The organism is Nostoc sp. FACHB-152, assembly GCF_014697475.1.
In the GTDB taxonomy this organism is placed as follows: Bacteria; Cyanobacteriota; Cyanobacteriia; order Cyanobacteriales; family Nostocaceae; genus Nostoc_B.
Genome location: NZ_JACJRV010000078.1, coordinates 1 through 17393, shown reverse-complemented (window position 1 = coordinate 17393; position 17393 = coordinate 1). Strand labels below are relative to the sequence as shown.

The window sequence follows — 17393 nt, the reverse complement described above, 5'->3', positions numbered from 1 at the left end:
GGCTGATTTTAATAGTTACGAGATGCTCGACTTATTAAAGAAGTCGGGCATCTAACTACGAGTGACTAGGCTAAAAAATACATATTTTAGTGAAATAGTTTGATGATACTGCCATGCTTACTATGAAACGTAAACAGCTAACCTGGTTTTTTTTACTTATATTAGGCTGTGGGTATTTCAGCACTATGTCTAATTTAGAGATCAACTCTTATTTAAAGAGTCTGATTTTTCTGATACCAGCGCAGTTTGCAGCTATTATTTATGTCGCCTCTCTACGCTGGAACCGCAGTTATAGCAAGTGATCAGAATAGGGGACAGGTGACAGAGCAATACGGTTCGGTTAAAGGGGAAAGGCGAAGGGGTAAAGGGGAAGAAAAAACCTTTAACCTTTTCCCCAAACCAATTCTTAGTTTAAAATGCTTATCCGTACCGTATTGGGTGACAGAGGACAGGGATCAGACCAAGGCAAGAGAAACTGATAAATAAAATTAATGTTATTGACATTCAGTCATAGTTCCAGATTTCGCCTACGCTCGAATTAGAGACGCTTTTAGTCAGGCGTTGAATGTTCGTAGCAAATCCGAAAACTTGCCATGCAACTTGTGCCGAAAACTAACCTTGACCTAGAACCAACCCCAACATCCGAGACAATTATTTTAGATGTGGGGGGTATGAAGTGTGCTGGGTGTGTGAGTGCTGTAGAGCGTCAGCTAATCCAACATCCAGGAGTCAAGAGTGCCTGCGTGAATCTGGCAACGGAAGTAGCAGTCGTAGAGTCAGAAGTCGGAGCGATAGATCCCGATGCGCTGGCAAAGCGATTAACCACTGCTGGATTTCCAACTCAACCCCGCAAAGCTAATGAGCAAAGTGCCATAGATGAATCCACACAACGCCAACATCAAGAAATGCGTGCTGCATTTAAACAGTTGGCGATCGCTGCTATGCTACTATTTCTTTCAGGAATTGGGCATCTCAGCAGCATTATTGGCGTAACATTGCCGATATTAGAAAATATCTGGTTTCATTGTGGGTTGGCAACACTGGCTCTCTTATTTCCCGGTCGTCCCATAATTGTTGATGGTTGGCTGGGTTGGCGGCGCAATGCTCCCAATATGAACACCTTAGTAGGCTTGGGAACACTTACCGCCTACACTGCGAGTTTAGTTGCGCTACTGTTCCCCCAAATGGGTTGGGAGTGCTTCTTTGATGAACCTGTGATGATGTTAGGCTTTATCCTCCTGGGGAGAACCCTAGAGCGACAAGCTAGAGGTAAAGCTGCGGCTGCTTTTAGACAATTGCTCGCACTTCAACCACACATAGCAAGGTTAATCCCCAACCCAGACCCAGAGAAATTGGGAGTCGGTTTTAATAGTCTAGAGATACCAGCAGAACAAGTGCGGGTTGGTGAGTGGTTGCAGGTGTTACCCGGAGATAAAATTCCGGTTGATGGTGAGGTTCGCTTTGGACAGACCACAATAGACGAGTCTATGTTAACAGGCGAAGCTGTGCCAGTGAGCAAACAACCAGGCGACACAGTTACAGCCGGAACCCTAAACCAATCAGGTGCGATCGCAATTCAGGCAACCCGCACAGGTAAAGATACTACTTTGGCGCAAATTGTCGCTTTAGTAGAAGCAGCCCAAACCCGCAAAGCACCTGTACAGAAATTGGCCGATAAGGTAGCTGGTTACTTTACCTATGGAGTGTTGACAGCTTCTATATTGACCTTTGGATTTTGGTACTTTTTCGGGACTCACATCTGGCCTGATGTCACCATATCCAACGGCATGGAAATGATGAGTCATGCCGCACACAGCCAGCATTCCGCACTCCCTACTTCCCACTCCCCATTGTTAGTTAGCTTAAAACTAGCGATCGCCGTTATGGTAGTTGCTTGCCCCTGCGCTTTAGGGTTAGCCACACCTACAGCAATTTTAGTCGGGACTGGGATAGGTGCAGAACGAGGTTTATTAATCAAAGGTGGTGACGTTTTAGAAAAAGTCCATCAACTAGATACGGTTGTTTTTGATAAAACTGGTACACTTACCACAGGTAATCCTACTGTTACTGATTGCCTTTTATTAGAAGGGCTAGAGACTAGAGGCGGGAGGCTAGAAAAAACATTGCCGAATCCGCAGTCTCTCCTGCAACTAGCCGCAGCAGTGGAAAGTGGCACATATCACCCCCTAGCTAAAGCAATCCAACAAGAAATCAAACGCCAGCAGTTATCTATTCCCAATGCAGTAGATTTCCATACAGAGGCAGGACTGGGTGTATCTGCGGTAGTAGAAGATACTAAAGTACTGTTAGGCAATCAAGATTGGTTGAGTTGGCACGGAGTAGTTGTGAGTGATACCGCACAGCAAGAAATTCAAAGACTGGCGACAGCAGGCAAAACAGTTGTTTGCGTAGCTGTTGGTGGTAGTTTAGCTGGACTCATCGCTGTTCAAGATACTTTGCGACCAGATGCACAAAGTACAGTAGAAAAATTGCGCCGTATGGGTTTAAGGGTTGTGCTACTCAGTGGCGATCGCTCAGAAGCAGCCAGTGCGATCGGTAAACAACTAGGATTAAATAGTAGTGATGTGATCGCAGGAGTTCTGCCTAGTAAAAAAGCTGCGGTCATTGAAGAACTACAAACAAAATCTGCCTTGAAAGTTGCAATGGTTGGTGATGGCATTAATGATGCTCCTGCTTTATCGCAAGCAGATGTTGGCATTGCCTTACACTCTGGTACAGATGTAGCAATGGAAACTGCGGAAATTGTCTTGATGCGCGATCGCTTAAGTGATGTTGTAGAATCCATTAAGCTCAGTCATGCCACATTCAACAAAATTCGACAGAACTTATTCTGGGCTTTTGCCTACAATACATTGGGCATTCCTTTAGCCGCAGGTGTTTTCTTACCGAGTATGGGTTTTGTCTTGAGTCCATCAAACGCTGCTGCACTAATGGCTTTTAGCTCAGTTAGTGTGGTCACTAACTCCATATTCTTGCGAAGACTAGCCAACAGGGAATAAAGCTTGCTGTTGGATGTAAAAATGCAAACTCAATGTCGGTTTTTACCAACTCAGGTTAAACTAAATCGATAGTTACATTTTACGAATTTCATAGAGTAGAACATATATGTTCTACTCTTGCCAGTCAGTATAGCTTTCAATTTTGTTAGAGTTATTACAATAGACTGTATTAGCGAGAATGCTAGGAAATAATCAACGAACATTAATTAATCAAAGTTCCGCAGATAGTGACCGCAAAATATCAATGGCACCAGAAACTAATGAAAATCATTTACTAATTCTTGAAGATGATCAAGGTCGCAAGGAATTTCCCTTAGAAAATTCTGTTTACTCGATTGGCAGAGACCGAGATTGCAATATCCGTTTAGTTTCTCAGTTTGTCTCTCGTCGTCATGCTACCTTGGTGAGGTTGCCAAGAGAACACAACAGCCAGAGCTATTATTACCGAATTGTCGATGGCGATGCTAAAGGTAAGCCCAGTGCCAACGGACTGATGATTAACGGGCGCAAAATGCCGGCTCACGATTTAAAAAACGAGGACGAAATCGTTTTTGGCCCCCAAGTTCGTGCGATTTATTACTTATTAAGAAATACTCAGCGAGCCGGGCAAACAGACTCCAGTGAGTATGACATTACCTTGATTAACCCTGGCATGACTGAAGACGCAGACGACATAGAAGATTGAAAACAAGCGATCGCTCAAGTAAGATTGTTCACTAGCGATCGCAACTATAAAAAATTATCAGAATTTATTTTCTAACGGCTCTACTTTTAGAAATATCGAAAGTTTAAGGTTATCCACTTCAAGGGGCGACAATATTATTAATATTCATGTCTAAACCTGGACTTTACTCTAGTTTTGGGTGCGGAATGTTGAATATATAAAAAATAGGCAGGGGCATTAACTACCACTACCTTTGATCAACACCAGTTTAATCTATCGTCACGACATTCATTGATTACTAACGGCCATATTCATCAGCAGGATCACCGTAAGGATCTTGATCTGCGGGAGCTAAGTTGCTGTACTCATCAGCAGGGTCGCCGTAGGGGTCTTGGCTGGCGGGTGTGACATCGCCATAATACTGTTCACCAGGATCTCCGTAGGGGTCTTGGCTGGTTGGGGTAACATCACCGTAGCCACCGTAATATTGATCACCGGGGTCGCCGTAGGGATCTTCGCTGGCTGGACTCACCTCGCGATCGCTATAATCTGTATCTTGGTCAAGCTCGTCATTATTTGAGCCAGTGAACAGCTCTTTAGCTTTTTGAAAAAATCCGTCTACCATAATTCTTCTCCTGAAATTTTGTTGCTAAATTTAATAAGCTGGGGCTTCTTGGGGAGCAATATCTGTTAAATCACGACCTGTAGAACGCCCGTTATAACCTTGAAAATCTCGATACCGTTGCGCTTCCGACTCTGGAACTTGAATTCCTTCCTGTGGCGGTGTTACCCAGTGAGCGCGACCTTGATTATCGCGGTAGTAAACACGTCCATTTTTAGATAGGTAATACTTGCCATTTGGCCCTGATCCTTGAGCATTTTTTCGCTGCTGATAGAGGTAATAAAGAGCAGCCGCACCCGCCAAAATCGCTACTTTTTGTCCCGTAGATAATCCTCTTTTAGCTTGGGGTTGGTTGGTATTAGTAGGATAATTCACGTTTCTACCAACAGTGTCATCCACAGGTGGTGGCGGTGACGCTGTGCGGGAGTTATCGCCACAGCTACTTAAAAAAGGGACTGATAATAAAGCGGAAAGAAATACAGCCGCAGATAACGGAGCTTTTTTATAGTTTTTATATATATTATTCATTTATTTCCTCATTACCATGCAATGAATAAATAATTTTTTATCTCGAAATACTTGTAATTTTCATTATTAGAATCATGAAGCAATAATTGCAGTATTTACTCTTGCCTTTGAGAGAAATTGTATTCATTCTCTGGAAATATGCTGTCAACTAAGTCAACACTATTTTGTATATCTACTGAAGTAGACCAGCGAGTATACTGTTATTCTCAATGTATATTAATATACTATTAGTGATATTGAGCTAATTGCTAATTTTTACGTATAGAAGTTAAGATATTTTTTAAAGTTACATTAGTTCACAATAGAGAGCGATCGCGTAGCTCGAAGTTCTTTAAAGCTCAGTAAATATCAAATTAAAAAGTTCTAAAATTTACTAAAATTTTATACTTAGTTACTGTGTAACCTCATTTACAGTAATTAATTAATTTATACTGTCGATTATTTTTGCTTATACTTACTACACTGGTAATCATCCTTACCAAATCTTCAAATTAAAACAAATAACTTATGTATTATCAACTTTGGAATTTCTTCTTGAGAGAGGATATGTATTTGTATTGGAAAGAAAGACTTCCATTTCACCAAACATTTGACCACTATGTATGGCAAAAAATTATTGATTTTTTGGCATTAGTAGAGCAGAACTTCTTCCTGAAAGCTCAACTAGGAGAAACTGAAAGTATTGAATCATTTATCAACTTAGCCAAAATCAATGGTTACAACTTTACTCCAGAAGCACTTGCATGGTTTGTTGTGACAAGAAAGCAGATTTGGGATTTGTTTGATACGGCACAAAAAATGCCATCTTTAAAGGAAAAACTACTAGCATCTAAAAATCCGCAACAGTTTATTAAAATAGCAATTAATCATGGTTATCAATTTTCTGTAGACGAATTAGCTTGGCTATTAATTGAGGTAAAAGGTTCCCCAGAAATAGTTTCTATCAATAATAGTGTTGGAGAAATTCTTACAGTATCAAATTACGGCAGAATTGAAATAGGATACTGGATTTGGTTAGCAGAAGATTGGGGAATTGTGCCACCATTCTGCCATTTGAATAAACCTGGAAATCCTATAAACCAAAATATCCGCAATCCATTTTTGCTTGACCAGTGTTTCTTACCCAAAAGCTACTTCAATCAACGATTGATAAGTGTAGCTTAGGTGATATCGTGTCCGGTGAAAGAAAGGACGCAGGGGTGCAGAGGGTCAAGGGAGCAGGGGAGAGTGTTTTGCGATTTCTGCAAAGATTTACCGAATTATCACTGAATAGCCAGATATGATGTGAGAGATGGAAGTTGTATCTTCTAAATCAAAAATATGCAAGTTGAAAATAAAGCATCCTGATAAGAAGTCACAACTTCAATTTTCAGGATGCTTTACTGTAGATTGCAGCTAATAAAAAATCCAAGAAAAAATCAGCTAAGAGAAACTTTTAAACTGCCGGGTTGACCAAGATTTCCTTGTAATACCACTCCTCGCTGATTAGCGGATAAGTGACGCAAAATCTTGTAAATTGCCTCTACATCTTCAGCAGCACCAGCTTTGTTAGCGATTTCTTCTAAGGAAAGAGGTGTTTTTTCGGTTTGCAGAACTGTAATTACTTTAGTTTGTAAGTCTAGAATGGCGGCGGCGGCTTTTTTACCAGCTTCTACCCCTGGTTGGTGGTAGGCGTTAATGTTAACCAAACTAGCGTATAAACCAACAGCACGTTCATACAAAGCAATTAACGCGCCAACAGTACGGGCATTAACTTGAGGAATAGTTACTGTAATTGAATCGCGTTGATTGTCATACAGTGCTTTTCGAGTTCCTTGGAGAAAACCGGAGAGGTAATCGCCAGATGTAACACCAGGATCTATCTCTGGAGATTGGCCGTTACGGTCTTCTAAAACTTCGATGAGAGTAGCAAAGAAATTCGGCACACCCTCACGCAACTGTTGAACGTAGGCGTGTTGGTCGGTTGAACCTTTGTTTCCATAAACGGCGATGCCTTGATAAACAGTCTTGCCGTCTAAATCTTGTTCCTTACCTAAAGATTCCATGACTAGCTGTTGCAAATAACGGCTAAACAACAGCAAGCTGTCTTTATAAGGGAGGACGACCATATCTTTTTCGCCCTTACCATTGCCAGCATAGTACCAAGACAACGCCAATAATGCTGCTGGGTTATTTTTGATATTGGGGACGCGGGTGGCATCATCCATTTCTTTTGCGCCCTCTAGCATGGCACGCACATCAATGCCTTGCAATGCCGCAGGTACTAAACCTACAGCAGACATTTCTGAGGTGCGACCTCCTACCCAGTCATACATGGGGAATGTAGCTAACCAACCTTCAGACTGGGCAACTTTATCTAAATTACTCCCTGTGCTGGTAATGGCTACGGCATATTGGGCAAAGTCAAGATTTTGTCCGGCGTAGGCTTTCTTGACTTCAATCATGCCGTTGCGCGGTTCTGGTGTGCCTCCAGATTTGGAGATGACCACAACCAAAGTGCTGGCAAGGTTGTTGCGTAAGTGGTTAAGAAGGCGGTCAATACCTGCGGGATCGGTATTGTCAATAAAGTGAATTTTTAGGGGAGGAAAATCAGGGGCGAGTGCTTCAGCGACAAATTCAGGGCCAAGGGCAGAACCACCAATACCAATGGAGATGATATCAGTAAAACGACTCGCTTTCGGAGGATGAATTGCTCCTGTTTGGACTTTTTCTACAAAGGCTTCAATCTGTTCCAGGGTTTGGACAATCTCTTGTGTCAGTTCTGGAGTAGGGGCTAAGTCAGGATTTCGCAGCCAGTAATGTCCAACCATGCGGTTTTCGTCAGGGTTAGCGATCGCACCCTTCTCCAATTCCGCCATATCCGCAAACGCTTTGTCAAACTTCGGCTGCAACGACTCTACGAAGGCATCATCAAAGCGCATCCGACTTACATCTAAGTAAAGTCCTAATCCCTCGTGGAAATATAACCAATCTTGGTATCGTTGCCAAAGTGCCTTCGCATCCATAGGGAAATCTCAAGTAAATTGTTCTTCCAACACAAGTTTAATGTAAGGACAGGCCTATCCCTGCCTAGCCTTATACAGTTTTAAGTGTTGAGCTAATCCTTGTCCTATACATCCGGCATAGGTATGACCCGGAGAAATTTGACAATTTCACCTCTAATTTCTAAACCTATTAAATATTCGTCTAGAGTAAAACGATGAAAAATGCCCTCACTATCTAGCTGCCGCAGTTCGGGTAGGTGATGCCGCGGCCACATTTGGGCAAACTCAAAAAACACAAAATCGTAGATCTTCTGATATGCAGCAGGTTCTAAACTCTTCATATCTACTAAAAAAGACCTGGCATAGCGCATTTCCACACTCACAAAGCATCACCTCTCTTAGGGGCTAGGGGTTAGGGGCTGGGGGCTAGAGACTAGCTGACAGATGTAGGAGTATAAAAGCCAAAGAAATGATGATTCTTTTGTTGGTTTGATAGCCATTACTCGCCAGAGACTAGTCCCTAGCCTAAGCACCTCTAATCCCTTTTCCATCACTGCATCAGTAATACATTAAAATTTGTATCGCTTCTTCATGAGTCAAGATATCCCAAGGTTGCTGCGATCGCTTGACTTTTTTGATAGCGTCTAGCATATAAAAATCACAATGTAAAGCGTGAACATCATCCCAAACGTTTTGGAGTTCTTCATCCGCTAACTGCTCAATTAAATGATGGATTCTGATCCGCAGCAAGTTCATATATCACAATAACTATGTTCCAAAAGTCAAGGCTATTATTCCCAAAAATTGGCAATGGTGAACGGTAAGATGTACTATCTTGAGACAGTAATCAGTAGACAGTGATCAGTAATCAGTGGAAAAGCGTTTACCTTTCCCTATCTACTGTTCAGCGTTTACTGTTAACTGTTAACTGATAACTGTTAACTGATATGGTTGATTATTTAATTTTTTTGGCAATTTCGACAGCAATCTTTGCCCTGTTTGGTCTGGGGCTGAATTTACAGTGGGGCTTTACAGGGTTAATTAACTTTGGTCATATTGCTTTTATGACCTTGGGAGCTTATACAACAGTATTATTAAGTTTAAAAGGCGTTCCTTTAGTTATCTCAGCCATTATTGGGATGGTGGTGGCGGCTTTGTTGGGCTTGGTGATTGGTTTTGCTACTCTGCGCCTACGAGAAGATTATCTGGCGATCGTTACTATTGGGACAGGCGAACTAATTCGCTTGGTGGTGAATAACCAAGACTTACCAGTAGGTGATACATGGATATCAGGGGCGTTTGGGGTGCAAAGTTACACTATACCGTTCTCGACAGCACCAAATTTGTTGATTCGTCTAGTAATGATTGGGTTGCTGACATTGTTGGCGGCTATTACTTTTTTCACGCTATGGCGATGGATTCGCACAGCCCAAAGATTTTTGGTTGCTGATACTTCTAAAAAAACCAGCAGTAAGCAAGAACTTGCATCGCGGATAGGGGTGGGGATTATTTTAGGTTTGTTAACAGTAGCGATTTATATTTCTGGCGTGATTGGGTTGTATAACTATAATCCCAAAGCTGGTTTTATGTTGTTGTCGCTGTTAGTATTGGCGTTTGTCTTCTGGCGTTTAGAAATTTTGGTGCGATCGCCTTGGGGTCGAGTCTTAAAAGCTATCCGCGAAGATGAAGAAATACCGAAAGCTTTGGGTAAAAATGTCTTTTGGTACAAGTTACAATCCCTAATGTTAGGAGGTGCGATCGCAGGTATTGCAGGTGCTTTCTTTGCTTGGCAGTTGAGTGCGATTTATCCTGATAACTTCCAACCGCAGTTGACCTTCGACGCTTGGATTATGGTCATTTTAGGCGGTTCTGGCAATAATATCGGCACAATTTTAGGTGCAGTAATTTACTTTGCTTACGATGCGATTACTAGAGAAGTTCTACCCAGAATCATTCCTTTAGATGAAGCACGTCTGGGTGCATTTCGGATTATGGTAATTGGTTTAATTTTAATGGTGCTAATGATTTGGCGACCTCAAGGTATCTTAGGGAAAAAGGAGGAACTCACCCTTGGTAAATAACCAATCATCGCCACTTCCTTTGTTAGCAGCCTCAGGACTTTGTAAAAGCTTTGGCGGTATTAAAGCAGTTAATGAGGCAAAAATTGAAGTTCTTCAAGGTAGCATTACTGGGTTGATTGGCCCCAATGGTGCTGGTAAAACCACGTTATTTAATTTACTCTCCAACTTCATTCGCCCAGATAAGGGACGCGTAATTTTTGATGGCGAACAAATTCAGCAGTTGCAACCATACCAAATTGCCCAGCAGGGATTAGTCCGCACTTTTCAGGTAGCGCGGACTCTCTCGCGGTTGTCGGTGTTAGAAAATATGCTATTGGCGGCGCAAAAGCAAACAGGCGAAAGCTTTTGGCAAGTGCAACTCCAACCCCATGTAGTCGCTAAAGAAGAAAAGCAATTGCAAGAACGGGCAATGTTTTTGTTAGAGTCTGTGGGGTTGGTGCATAAAGCGCAAGAATATGCGGGGGGTTTGTCGGGTGGACAACGCAAGCTGCTGGAAATGGGTAGGGCGTTGATGACTAATCCCAAGTTGATTTTGTTGGATGAACCAGCAGCCGGGGTGAATCCCAGGTTAATTGATGATATATGCGATCGCATTGTTACCTGGAACCGCCAAGAAGGTCTGACGTTTTTAATTATTGAACATAATATGGATGTGATTATGTCCTTGTGCGATCGCGTTTGGGTACTTGCTGAAGGACAGAATTTAGCTGATGGGACTCCAAACGAAATTCAAACTAATCCCCAAGTGTTAGAGGCTTATTTAGGTAAATAATCTGTTACCATTTCTTGGCGGATTTTTGCTGCAACCTCTGCGGCTTCTTGGTCGCTTACCCAGCGACCTAAACCTATTTGATTAAATATCTTTTTAAACCGCAGATAAATTAGCAATTTTAGATTGCCCACAGGCATATTAGCAGTGCGGGGAATAACGTGGAAGTGAATATGCTTGACTTGTTCACCCCAAGAACAAACATGAATTTTAGCAGGTTTAATTACGAGCGAGAGTGCTAAACAAGTATTTTGCATAACTGCACCTAACGAAATAGCTTCTTCTGGTGTCAGGTCTGCTAAATGTTCGCAATGTCTTTTGAGTTTGATAATTAAATAGCCTCGTAATAAGACGGGACTGAGAGAATGTTCTACAATCCAATAGTCATCTTGGTAAATGATGCCCCCAGGCGCATTTAGCTTTCCCTTAAGTACATCGCAAGGTAAACATCCTTCTAATAACACCGCTTCATCCCCTTTGCTTAAAAAACTGAATATATCTTTATCAAGCCTGTGAATTACGCCAATAAAGCCTATCCTCTCGGTGGATGAATTTGTTACTCATCAACTCTCGTTGCAACGTAACGTAGTCAGGATGATAACGACTGATGATTTCGTTCACCATATCTTCAGAATATTCAACTCCTGGCTCAAATTTACTTGCTAACCATTTCAAAATTACCAACCGCTTTTTGCGATTAGCAGGAATTTCCTTGAGATGCTGAACTCCCTCTAGGCTGTTAGGGTCGCTTTCTAGATAATTATTTAAAACTTTGCTTTCCCAAGCCTCAGTATCTATATGCTCGATTAAAGATGCTATCTTCTGTGGGGTGAAAATTTCCTTACTAATATCTTCTAAAGCTTTGTTATCTAGCTGATACAAACGGCTGTTCCCATCAGGGCGCATAGTCACCAAGTTTACTTCCTTAAGCTTCGCCAAATGGTGAGATACTGTTGGTTCTTTAAGTTGCATGAGTGCTGCTAATTCTTCTACGCTACACTCCTGATTTGCCAAAATACCTACTATTTTCAATCGGCTTTCATCTGCTAACACTTTAAAAAACTGTAGCAAGGTCTGAAACTGTTCTTTTCTCATAATTTTGTTATAATTAATTCGACCCCAATCTAATTAGAAAGAAATCGAATTAGTGGTGCTGTCCTCCTAAGACGCAGCGCAAGTTTCCCATCGGTTAAATTTTGAATCAATGATAATTTTGCGATTTGTTTAGAAAAAAATTGAAATTTCTTAAGTTGTTCTTTACATTTCGCTATGCTGAAAAATTCATTAGTTAGAAAAAGAAGAAACAGGACAATTAAACAGGGTACTTCACTTGTAGAAGCGGCTAAATTTTTAGGCGTAGACCAGAGTACCCTGTATGTCGCTCTTCAAAAAGGGCAAATTCCCACTACTACAAGAAATGGGCGGACTGTAATTAGTCAAGGAGCTTTAATGGACTATCAAGTAAGAACAAGACCTCTACTATAAGTAAATAAAATCGCAACGATTAAATATTCAAAATCTTGCCGATGCTGAAGTCGTAAAGAAAGCAGCAATTTTAGCAGGAGACAGGTTATAGGTTACAGGTTACAGAATTAAAAGTCGTTTACTATCCAAGTTTTATCGTGTACTAATGCCTTAACTGTCTTGGCTATCGCTATACAAATCGGTTTCTTGAATTTCATTACGTGAAAATTCATACTTCAGCCTCTTCTTATTAGTCTATCGTGAGAAATCACAATCAAAGATAGTAGATACAAATTTGTGCAGGCAGAAAAGATTTTTGATAATAAACTTTATATAAGCAAACACAGATATTGATTAATTTTATCTGTGTTTATTTTTAACTAAAAATAGCGATCGCTCAACCAAAACCAGCCTACTGGATTTATTGATAAAGTAATATATAATATTTAGCTTCTTGAAATTATGACTGCTGTTATTCTCGTGGCGAAACCTGTTAGCCAGATGCAATTGGCTCCTGGTAGTGCAGTCACCATACCAGATGTCAGTTGGACAGAATTTGAGGCGATTTTAGAGGAATTGGGACACAAGCGGCGTGCAAGAATAGCTTATAGCCAGGGTACTTTAGAAATTATGGTTCCTTTACCTGAGCATGAAAAACCGAAAGAGTTAATTTCAGATTTTGTAAAAACTCTACTCAGATATCAAGGCAGAAGGTATGAACCTTTTGGTTCTACCACCTTCAAAAAGCTAGGGACAGCCGGAGTTGAACCTGACGCTTGCTTTTACATCCAAAATTATCAGCGTATGATTGGTCGTCGTCGCTTAGAACCAGACGATCCACCCCCCGATTTAGCAATTCAATCTGATGTAACTTCTAAAACTAAACTTGATGCCTACAGAGCAGTTGGTGTGCCTGAACTTTGGGTATATGATAACGGCACACTGAATATTTATGTTCTAAGTGATGGGATTTATTTAATTTCTGATACCAGCCCTTTATTTGAAGATATACCCATTAAGCAAATCATTCCTACTTTTGTAGAACGTGCTTGGCAGGTGGGTAATCTTCAAGCTTTAGAAGAATTTGAAGTTGCGATCGCACAGAGATAGTACTTCAGGACAAAAATTGCCTATTGAGACTGGGTGTAAGGGTGTCAGGGGATGAGGGTGTAGATTTTTTCATCAAGCAATGCTTCTTTAACCCCTAAACCCAAATACCCCTACACCCTGAAATTATTAACTGAACTGCTCTTCAACATCTAGGTTAAACAACATTTGCAGCGTTTGCATACAACGTCGTCTTGCCTCTACATCCTGCTGCGCTCGTAATTGCACCATCGGATCGTGTAAAATTTTGTTAACGATTCCTCTTGTTAAAGCTTCAATCACTTCCTGATGTTTATCCCCAAATTCTGAACCCAGGCGTGACAAAGCTTTTTCAAGTTCTTGTTCACGGATGCTTTCGATTTTATTCCGCAGACAACTAATAGTAGATACAGTTTCTAAACTGCGCCACCAAACATCAAAAGCTTGTACCTCCTCTTCTAAAAGTTTCTCGGCTTCTTGAGCCATTTTTCGGCGGCTTTCGTAGTTTTGCGCTACTACTGCTTTTAAATCATCGACATTAAACGCTTGGACATTTGCCAGTTCGTTTACGTCTGAGTGAACGTTACGTGGCACAGAAATATCAAACAACATCACAGGACGGCCAGGTTCTAAAACTACTTCTAACTTGGCGCGGTCAAGTATTGGCTCTGTTGCTGAAGTGCTGGTAAATACTAAATCGCTTTCGGCAATTACAGTCATCATTTCCGAGAGCAAATGAGTGCGAATTGGTTGCTCACAGAACATCTGTGCTAATTCCTGAGCGCGCTCGCGTGAGCGGTTAACAATACTAATTTGTCCCGCACCTTTAGAAATTAAATGTTGTACCAACAACCGCGACATTTTGCCAGCACCGAGAATTGCTACTCGACAAGCCGCTAAATTAGCTACTTTAATTTGTGCCAACTCCACAGCTGCCGAACTAATAGAGACAGCACCAGTCCCAATACTTGTTTCGGTGCGTACCCGTTTACCAGCTGTAATTGCTTGTTTAAATAATCGATTCAAAATTGTTTTTATACCGTTGTATTGCTGTCCCAGTTTGTGAGTATTCTTCACCTGAGCCAGAATTTGGCCTTCTCCTAGTACCAAACTATCCAAGCCTGCTGATACGCGCATAATATGCATTACAGCGTCTTCGTGCAGCAACACAAACAGGTGTTGTCTAAGGGAAGCTACAGGTAATTTGCTATGTTCTGAGAGAAACTGAGTAACTTCACGGATACCTTGGTCAGTTTCACTAGCAACAATGTAAATTTCTAAACGGTTGCAAGTGCTGAGTATTGCTACTTCGTCAATGTGGGGATAGCTGGTTAAATTAGCGATCGCACTTTCAGTTTGTGGTTCTGGAATACTCAGCTTTTCCCGAATTTCGACTGGGGCTGTTTTATGGCTTAACCCCACCACTGCAATATTCATTTCTTATCAATAATTAGTAATGGATTATTAACAATTGGGGAGTGGAGAGTAGGGAGTAGGGAGTAGTTAATACCCACTCCCTACTCCCTACTCGCTAGTTCCGAAATTACTAGTGCAATTGCAGAGTCTTAGGTTGTTCTACCATGTGGATTGTATCGACAAATCTAGCTGTCTTAGACTGGGTAGAAATAACCAAGCTTTGAGTTCTTGCACCGCCGTGGAAGAACCGGACACCTTGCATTAAGTTACCAGAGGTAATACCGCAAGCAGCAAATAGAACATTTTCACCAGATGCAAGTTCATGAGCATCGTAGACCTTATCTGGGTCATTGATGTTCATAGACTGCAAACGCTCAATGTTAGCTTCTTTGCTTTCACCAATTAGACCTGTTTTCACTACTTCTGGATCGTAGATCAATTGACCTTGGAAGTGTCCACCCATCGCCCGCATAGCCGCAGCAGAAATCACACCTTCAGGTGCAGCACCAATACCCATTAAGGCATGGATATTAGTACCTGCAAAACCACATGATATAGCAGCACCCACGTCACCATCGGAAATCAGTTGGACTCTCGCACCAGCGTTACGGATTTCTTTAATCAAATCGTTGTGGCGTTCGCGCTTCATTACAACTACTACGAGTTCATCAATTGAGCGATCTAGACACTCGGAGAGAATTTTGAGGTTTTCGGTTGCTGACTTGTTAATGTCAACCTTGCCTTTAGCGGCTGGAGGTGCTGCTAGTTTCTTCATATAGAAGTCAGGTGCAGCAAACAAGCCACCTTTCTCAGAAATTGCCAATACAGCCATTGAACCAGGCTGTCCGTATGCTACCAAGTTTGTACCTTCGCAGGGGTCTACGGCGATGTCAATTTCGACTAATTCATCTGGATTACACAATTCATTGGCATCTTCACGGGTACAGATCCCAACTTCTTCACCGATATACAGCATGGGAGCGTCATCACGTTCCCCTTCCCCAATCACGATGCGACCGCGCATATAGATTTTATTCATGCGCTCCCGCATAGCTTCCACTGCTACTTGGTCAGCCGTGTTTTTTTCGCCTTTACCCATCCACTTTGCGGATGCGATCGCGGCTTGTTCTACTACCTCAATAATCTCTAACCCAAGTGTATTTTCCACAGAGTCCCCCTCTCAACTGCTTGTCTTTGCGTTATTTCATCTGGCTATTTCAGTTTTCAAGTCTACCAAAGGGCGGATACCTATGGAAAATAGTATTGACTCAACTAACTGTTAAGTTTTGCTGCTAATTGATGTTAATTAATACCAGTAAGTTAAAAATTTCAGTAATTTTGTACTACTACCTAATTAATAGTAACTTAGGAAATAGAATGCTTAAAGTTATTACAGCAAAAGAATTTGAGGCACAATGATTAAATCTAATTATCATTTATGGATTAGCCTGTCAGCAACATAAATACATTTTTTTTGGATGTTTCTGACTAAATAGAGTAGAGAAAACTGCGTATAAGTTTACGAAAAAATTAGCTAAATCTAAATCTAAAAATAAAGACGAGGTTAAACGTGTTTATTGACTACATCACACTTATGTTGATCAATATGGTAGCTGGGTTGATTCTCCTGGCTGATTACGTAAATCGAGGCTTAGTTAGTGCAAATCAGAAGCAATGGATTCCGGGGTTTGGCATTACAGGTGCGATCGCATTAACAACCGGGCTACATATGACTTTCACATGGCCAGTGCGTGGTAGCTTCAACATCGCCTTTGGAGAAACAACCGTCCTCTTCGGTACTTTATTTATAGCAGCAGCGATCGCCTTAGCTTTAGACTGGGATTTGTGGACAATAGCCATTTACGCTTTTTTTGCTGGACTAGTGGCGGTTGTTGTCGGTATCCGCATTATAAATTTAAGCATCACTAGAACACCTGTACTTTCAGGAATCGGTTTTATCCTCACAGGCTTAGGGGGTATTTGTGCTGCACCTGCTATTTATTGGAAAAACCATCGAATTTGGCGGTTAATTGGCCCTGGTGTGCTGATCATAGCCGCTTTAATATGGGCGTTTACTGGATATCTCGCTTACTGGAGTCATCTCGAAAGTTTTCAACAATGGGTTCCAGCACCCATACGATAATCTAAGCAGGTAATAATCTAGAGGATTGTGATGAAACTCTTAGAATCATTACAGATTTTTATAGAACGGCACACTCTTAGCTTTCTGTTTTTTCTACTGGGTACATTGCTAATTTTTTTAGCACTAACCACTAGCTTAAATTTACCAGGAGTTAAAGGCGTTGTTCCTTATGCCGATTATCGACTAGCTTCGCTAGTACTGGGGATTCTTTTTGTTTTATTAGCAACTTTGTTATATTACTTACCTCTAGAAGGGGTAAGAGATATTCCTGACGTATTTAGGATGACTTTATTTGAACGAAGAGATAAGTTTCTTTCAACAACTCAAAAGGATATTCTGAGCTTCATAGAATCAAACACCGTCAACGATAATAGGGGACTTCATCAAGAAGCATTTGAGGATAAGTGGAGAAATAGAAGTCGAGCAGAGACTTACTACCGATTAGAACAACTTTGTTTACTAGGCTTCTTAGAAAAAGAGGAAATTGCTAAATCTCCAGACGGGATACCACGTTTTATAGAACCCATTTGACATCTTATGAGGTTTTGAATTAAGGTACTCCTCAGCATCTAAAATCCAATGCTAATGGCGTATTCCAGCGACTTCACTGATGCAG

General features: G+C 41.3%; 18 protein-coding genes. 9 read left to right on the top strand and 9 right to left on the bottom strand.

Annotated features, from left to right (window positions below):
- The first annotated feature begins 593 nt into the window (after window positions 1-593).
- Window positions 594-3020 carry a cation-translocating P-type ATPase gene (locus tag H6G76_RS30085; RefSeq protein WP_190709184.1) on the top strand — a complete coding sequence of 809 codons (2427 nt, stop codon included), beginning with the start codon at window positions 594-596 and terminating at the stop codon, window positions 3018-3020.
- A gap of 178 nt (window positions 3021-3198) precedes the next feature.
- Entirely contained in the window at window positions 3199-3705 is a 507-nt protein-coding gene (locus H6G76_RS30080) for an FHA domain-containing protein (RefSeq protein ID WP_190709182.1), read from the top strand.
- A 277-nt stretch (window positions 3706-3982) separates the two neighbouring features.
- Here H6G76_RS30080 and H6G76_RS30075 read toward each other — a convergent pair whose 3' ends face one another.
- On the bottom strand, window positions 3983-4309 hold the full coding sequence (locus H6G76_RS30075; RefSeq protein ID WP_190709180.1) for a translation initiation factor: 327 nt from the start codon (window positions 4307-4309) through the stop codon (window positions 3983-3985).
- Between the two features lie 30 nt (window positions 4310-4339).
- A complete protein-coding gene (locus tag H6G76_RS30070) occupies window positions 4340-4834 on the bottom strand; it encodes a hypothetical protein (protein WP_190709178.1) in 495 nt (164 codons plus the stop codon).
- Window positions 4835-5341: 507 nt separating this feature from the next.
- Between H6G76_RS30070 and H6G76_RS30065 the strand changes: the two genes are divergently transcribed.
- On the top strand, window positions 5342-5998 hold the full coding sequence (locus tag H6G76_RS30065) for a Nif11-like leader peptide family natural product precursor (protein ID WP_190709176.1): 657 nt from the start codon (window positions 5342-5344) through the stop codon (window positions 5996-5998).
- Between the two features lie 254 nt (window positions 5999-6252).
- Here the strand turns inward: H6G76_RS30065 and H6G76_RS30060 are convergent, their stop codons facing one another.
- The 3 genes from H6G76_RS30060 to H6G76_RS30050 all read right to left on the bottom strand — a co-directional run bounded on the left by H6G76_RS30060 (window position 6253) and on the right by H6G76_RS30050 (window position 8574).
- Window positions 6253-7839 (bottom strand): glucose-6-phosphate isomerase, encoded by a 1587-nt coding sequence (locus H6G76_RS30060; RefSeq protein ID WP_190709174.1) that lies wholly within the window; start codon window positions 7837-7839, stop codon window positions 6253-6255.
- A gap of 104 nt (window positions 7840-7943) precedes the next feature.
- Window positions 7944-8201 (bottom strand): cytotoxic translational repressor of toxin-antitoxin stability system, encoded by a 258-nt coding sequence (locus H6G76_RS30055; protein WP_190709172.1) that lies wholly within the window; start codon window positions 8199-8201, stop codon window positions 7944-7946.
- 175 nt (window positions 8202-8376) lie between these two features.
- Entirely contained in the window at window positions 8377-8574 is a 198-nt protein-coding gene (locus H6G76_RS30050; protein ID WP_190709171.1) for a hypothetical protein, read from the bottom strand.
- 191 nt (window positions 8575-8765) lie between these two features.
- On the opposite strand from H6G76_RS30050, the gene H6G76_RS30045 reads away from it, so the two are divergent.
- A complete protein-coding gene (locus H6G76_RS30045; RefSeq protein ID WP_190709169.1) occupies window positions 8766-9899 on the top strand; it encodes a branched-chain amino acid ABC transporter permease in 1134 nt (377 codons plus the stop codon).
- Window positions 9889-10671, top strand: a complete 783-nt coding sequence (locus tag H6G76_RS30040; RefSeq protein WP_190709168.1) for an ABC transporter ATP-binding protein — start codon at window positions 9889-9891, stop codon at window positions 10669-10671. The genes H6G76_RS30045 and H6G76_RS30040 overlap by 11 nt, the downstream gene beginning before the upstream one ends.
- On the opposite strand, the gene H6G76_RS30035 is transcribed toward H6G76_RS30040, so the two are convergent.
- The gene (locus H6G76_RS30035; protein ID WP_190709166.1) at window positions 10656-11132 is read right to left on the bottom strand and encodes an HIT family protein; all 477 of its coding nucleotides are present in this window, start codon (window positions 11130-11132) and stop codon (window positions 10656-10658) included. The genes H6G76_RS30040 and H6G76_RS30035 overlap by 16 nt on opposite strands.
- A 40-nt stretch (window positions 11133-11172) precedes the next feature.
- Window positions 11173-11763 (bottom strand): metalloregulator ArsR/SmtB family transcription factor, encoded by a 591-nt coding sequence (locus tag H6G76_RS30030; RefSeq protein WP_190709164.1) that lies wholly within the window; start codon window positions 11761-11763, stop codon window positions 11173-11175.
- A 174-nt stretch (window positions 11764-11937) separates the two neighbouring features.
- On the opposite strand from H6G76_RS30030, the gene H6G76_RS30025 reads away from it, so the two are divergent.
- Window positions 11938-12153 carry a helix-turn-helix domain-containing protein gene (locus tag H6G76_RS30025; protein ID WP_190709163.1) on the top strand — a complete coding sequence of 72 codons (216 nt, stop codon included), beginning with the start codon at window positions 11938-11940 and terminating at the stop codon, window positions 12151-12153.
- 441 nt (window positions 12154-12594) lie between these two features.
- Window positions 12595-13242 carry a Uma2 family endonuclease gene (locus H6G76_RS30020; protein ID WP_190709161.1) on the top strand — a complete coding sequence of 216 codons (648 nt, stop codon included), beginning with the start codon at window positions 12595-12597 and terminating at the stop codon, window positions 13240-13242.
- A 126-nt stretch (window positions 13243-13368) separates the two neighbouring features.
- Here H6G76_RS30020 and H6G76_RS30015 read toward each other — a convergent pair whose 3' ends face one another.
- Window positions 13369-14655 carry a glutamyl-tRNA reductase gene (locus tag H6G76_RS30015; protein ID WP_190709158.1) on the bottom strand — a complete coding sequence of 429 codons (1287 nt, stop codon included), beginning with the start codon at window positions 14653-14655 and terminating at the stop codon, window positions 13369-13371.
- Window positions 14656-14764: 109 nt separating this feature from the next.
- Window positions 14765-15802, bottom strand: a complete 1038-nt coding sequence (gene glpX / locus H6G76_RS30010; RefSeq protein ID WP_190709157.1) for a class II fructose-bisphosphatase — start codon at window positions 15800-15802, stop codon at window positions 14765-14767.
- A 426-nt stretch (window positions 15803-16228) separates the two neighbouring features.
- Between glpX and H6G76_RS30005 the strand changes: the two genes are divergently transcribed.
- Window positions 16229-16777, top strand: a complete 549-nt coding sequence (locus tag H6G76_RS30005; protein ID WP_199337584.1) for a DUF981 family protein — start codon at window positions 16229-16231, stop codon at window positions 16775-16777.
- A gap of 30 nt (window positions 16778-16807) precedes the next feature.
- Entirely contained in the window at window positions 16808-17308 is a 501-nt protein-coding gene (locus H6G76_RS30000; RefSeq protein ID WP_190709153.1) for a hypothetical protein, read from the top strand.
- Window positions 17309-17393 lie beyond the last annotated feature (85 nt).

Bases quoted from the DNA above. Each gene is read 5' to 3' on its own strand.
- H6G76_RS30070 (WP_190709178.1), bottom strand. From the start codon at position 4,834: ATGAATAATATATATAAAAACTATAAAAAAGCTCCGTTATCTGCGGCT.
- H6G76_RS30060 (WP_190709174.1), bottom strand. From the start codon at position 7,839: ATGGATGCGAAGGCACTTTGGCAACGATACCAAGATTGGTTATATTTC.
- H6G76_RS30000 (WP_190709153.1), top strand. From the start codon at position 16,808: ATGAAACTCTTAGAATCATTACAGATTTTTATAGAACGGCACACTCTT.
- H6G76_RS30015 (WP_190709158.1), bottom strand. From the start codon at position 14,655: ATGAATATTGCAGTGGTGGGGTTAAGCCATAAAACAGCCCCAGTCGAA.
- H6G76_RS30050 (WP_190709171.1), bottom strand. From the start codon at position 8,574: ATGAACTTGCTGCGGATCAGAATCCATCATTTAATTGAGCAGTTAGCG.
- H6G76_RS30065 (WP_190709176.1), top strand. From the start codon at position 5,342: ATGTATTATCAACTTTGGAATTTCTTCTTGAGAGAGGATATGTATTTG.
- H6G76_RS30005 (WP_199337584.1), top strand. From the start codon at position 16,229: ATGTTGATCAATATGGTAGCTGGGTTGATTCTCCTGGCTGATTACGTA.
- H6G76_RS30020 (WP_190709161.1), top strand. From the start codon at position 12,595: ATGACTGCTGTTATTCTCGTGGCGAAACCTGTTAGCCAGATGCAATTG.
- H6G76_RS30045 (WP_190709169.1), top strand. From the start codon at position 8,766: ATGGTTGATTATTTAATTTTTTTGGCAATTTCGACAGCAATCTTTGCC.
- H6G76_RS30030 (WP_190709164.1), bottom strand. From the start codon at position 11,763: ATGAGAAAAGAACAGTTTCAGACCTTGCTACAGTTTTTTAAAGTGTTA.
- H6G76_RS30075 (WP_190709180.1), bottom strand. From the start codon at position 4,309: ATGGTAGACGGATTTTTTCAAAAAGCTAAAGAGCTGTTCACTGGCTCA.
- H6G76_RS30085 (WP_190709184.1), top strand. From the start codon at position 594: ATGCAACTTGTGCCGAAAACTAACCTTGACCTAGAACCAACCCCAACA.
- H6G76_RS30080 (WP_190709182.1), top strand. From the start codon at position 3,199: ATGCTAGGAAATAATCAACGAACATTAATTAATCAAAGTTCCGCAGAT.
- H6G76_RS30025 (WP_190709163.1), top strand. From the start codon at position 11,938: ATGCTGAAAAATTCATTAGTTAGAAAAAGAAGAAACAGGACAATTAAA.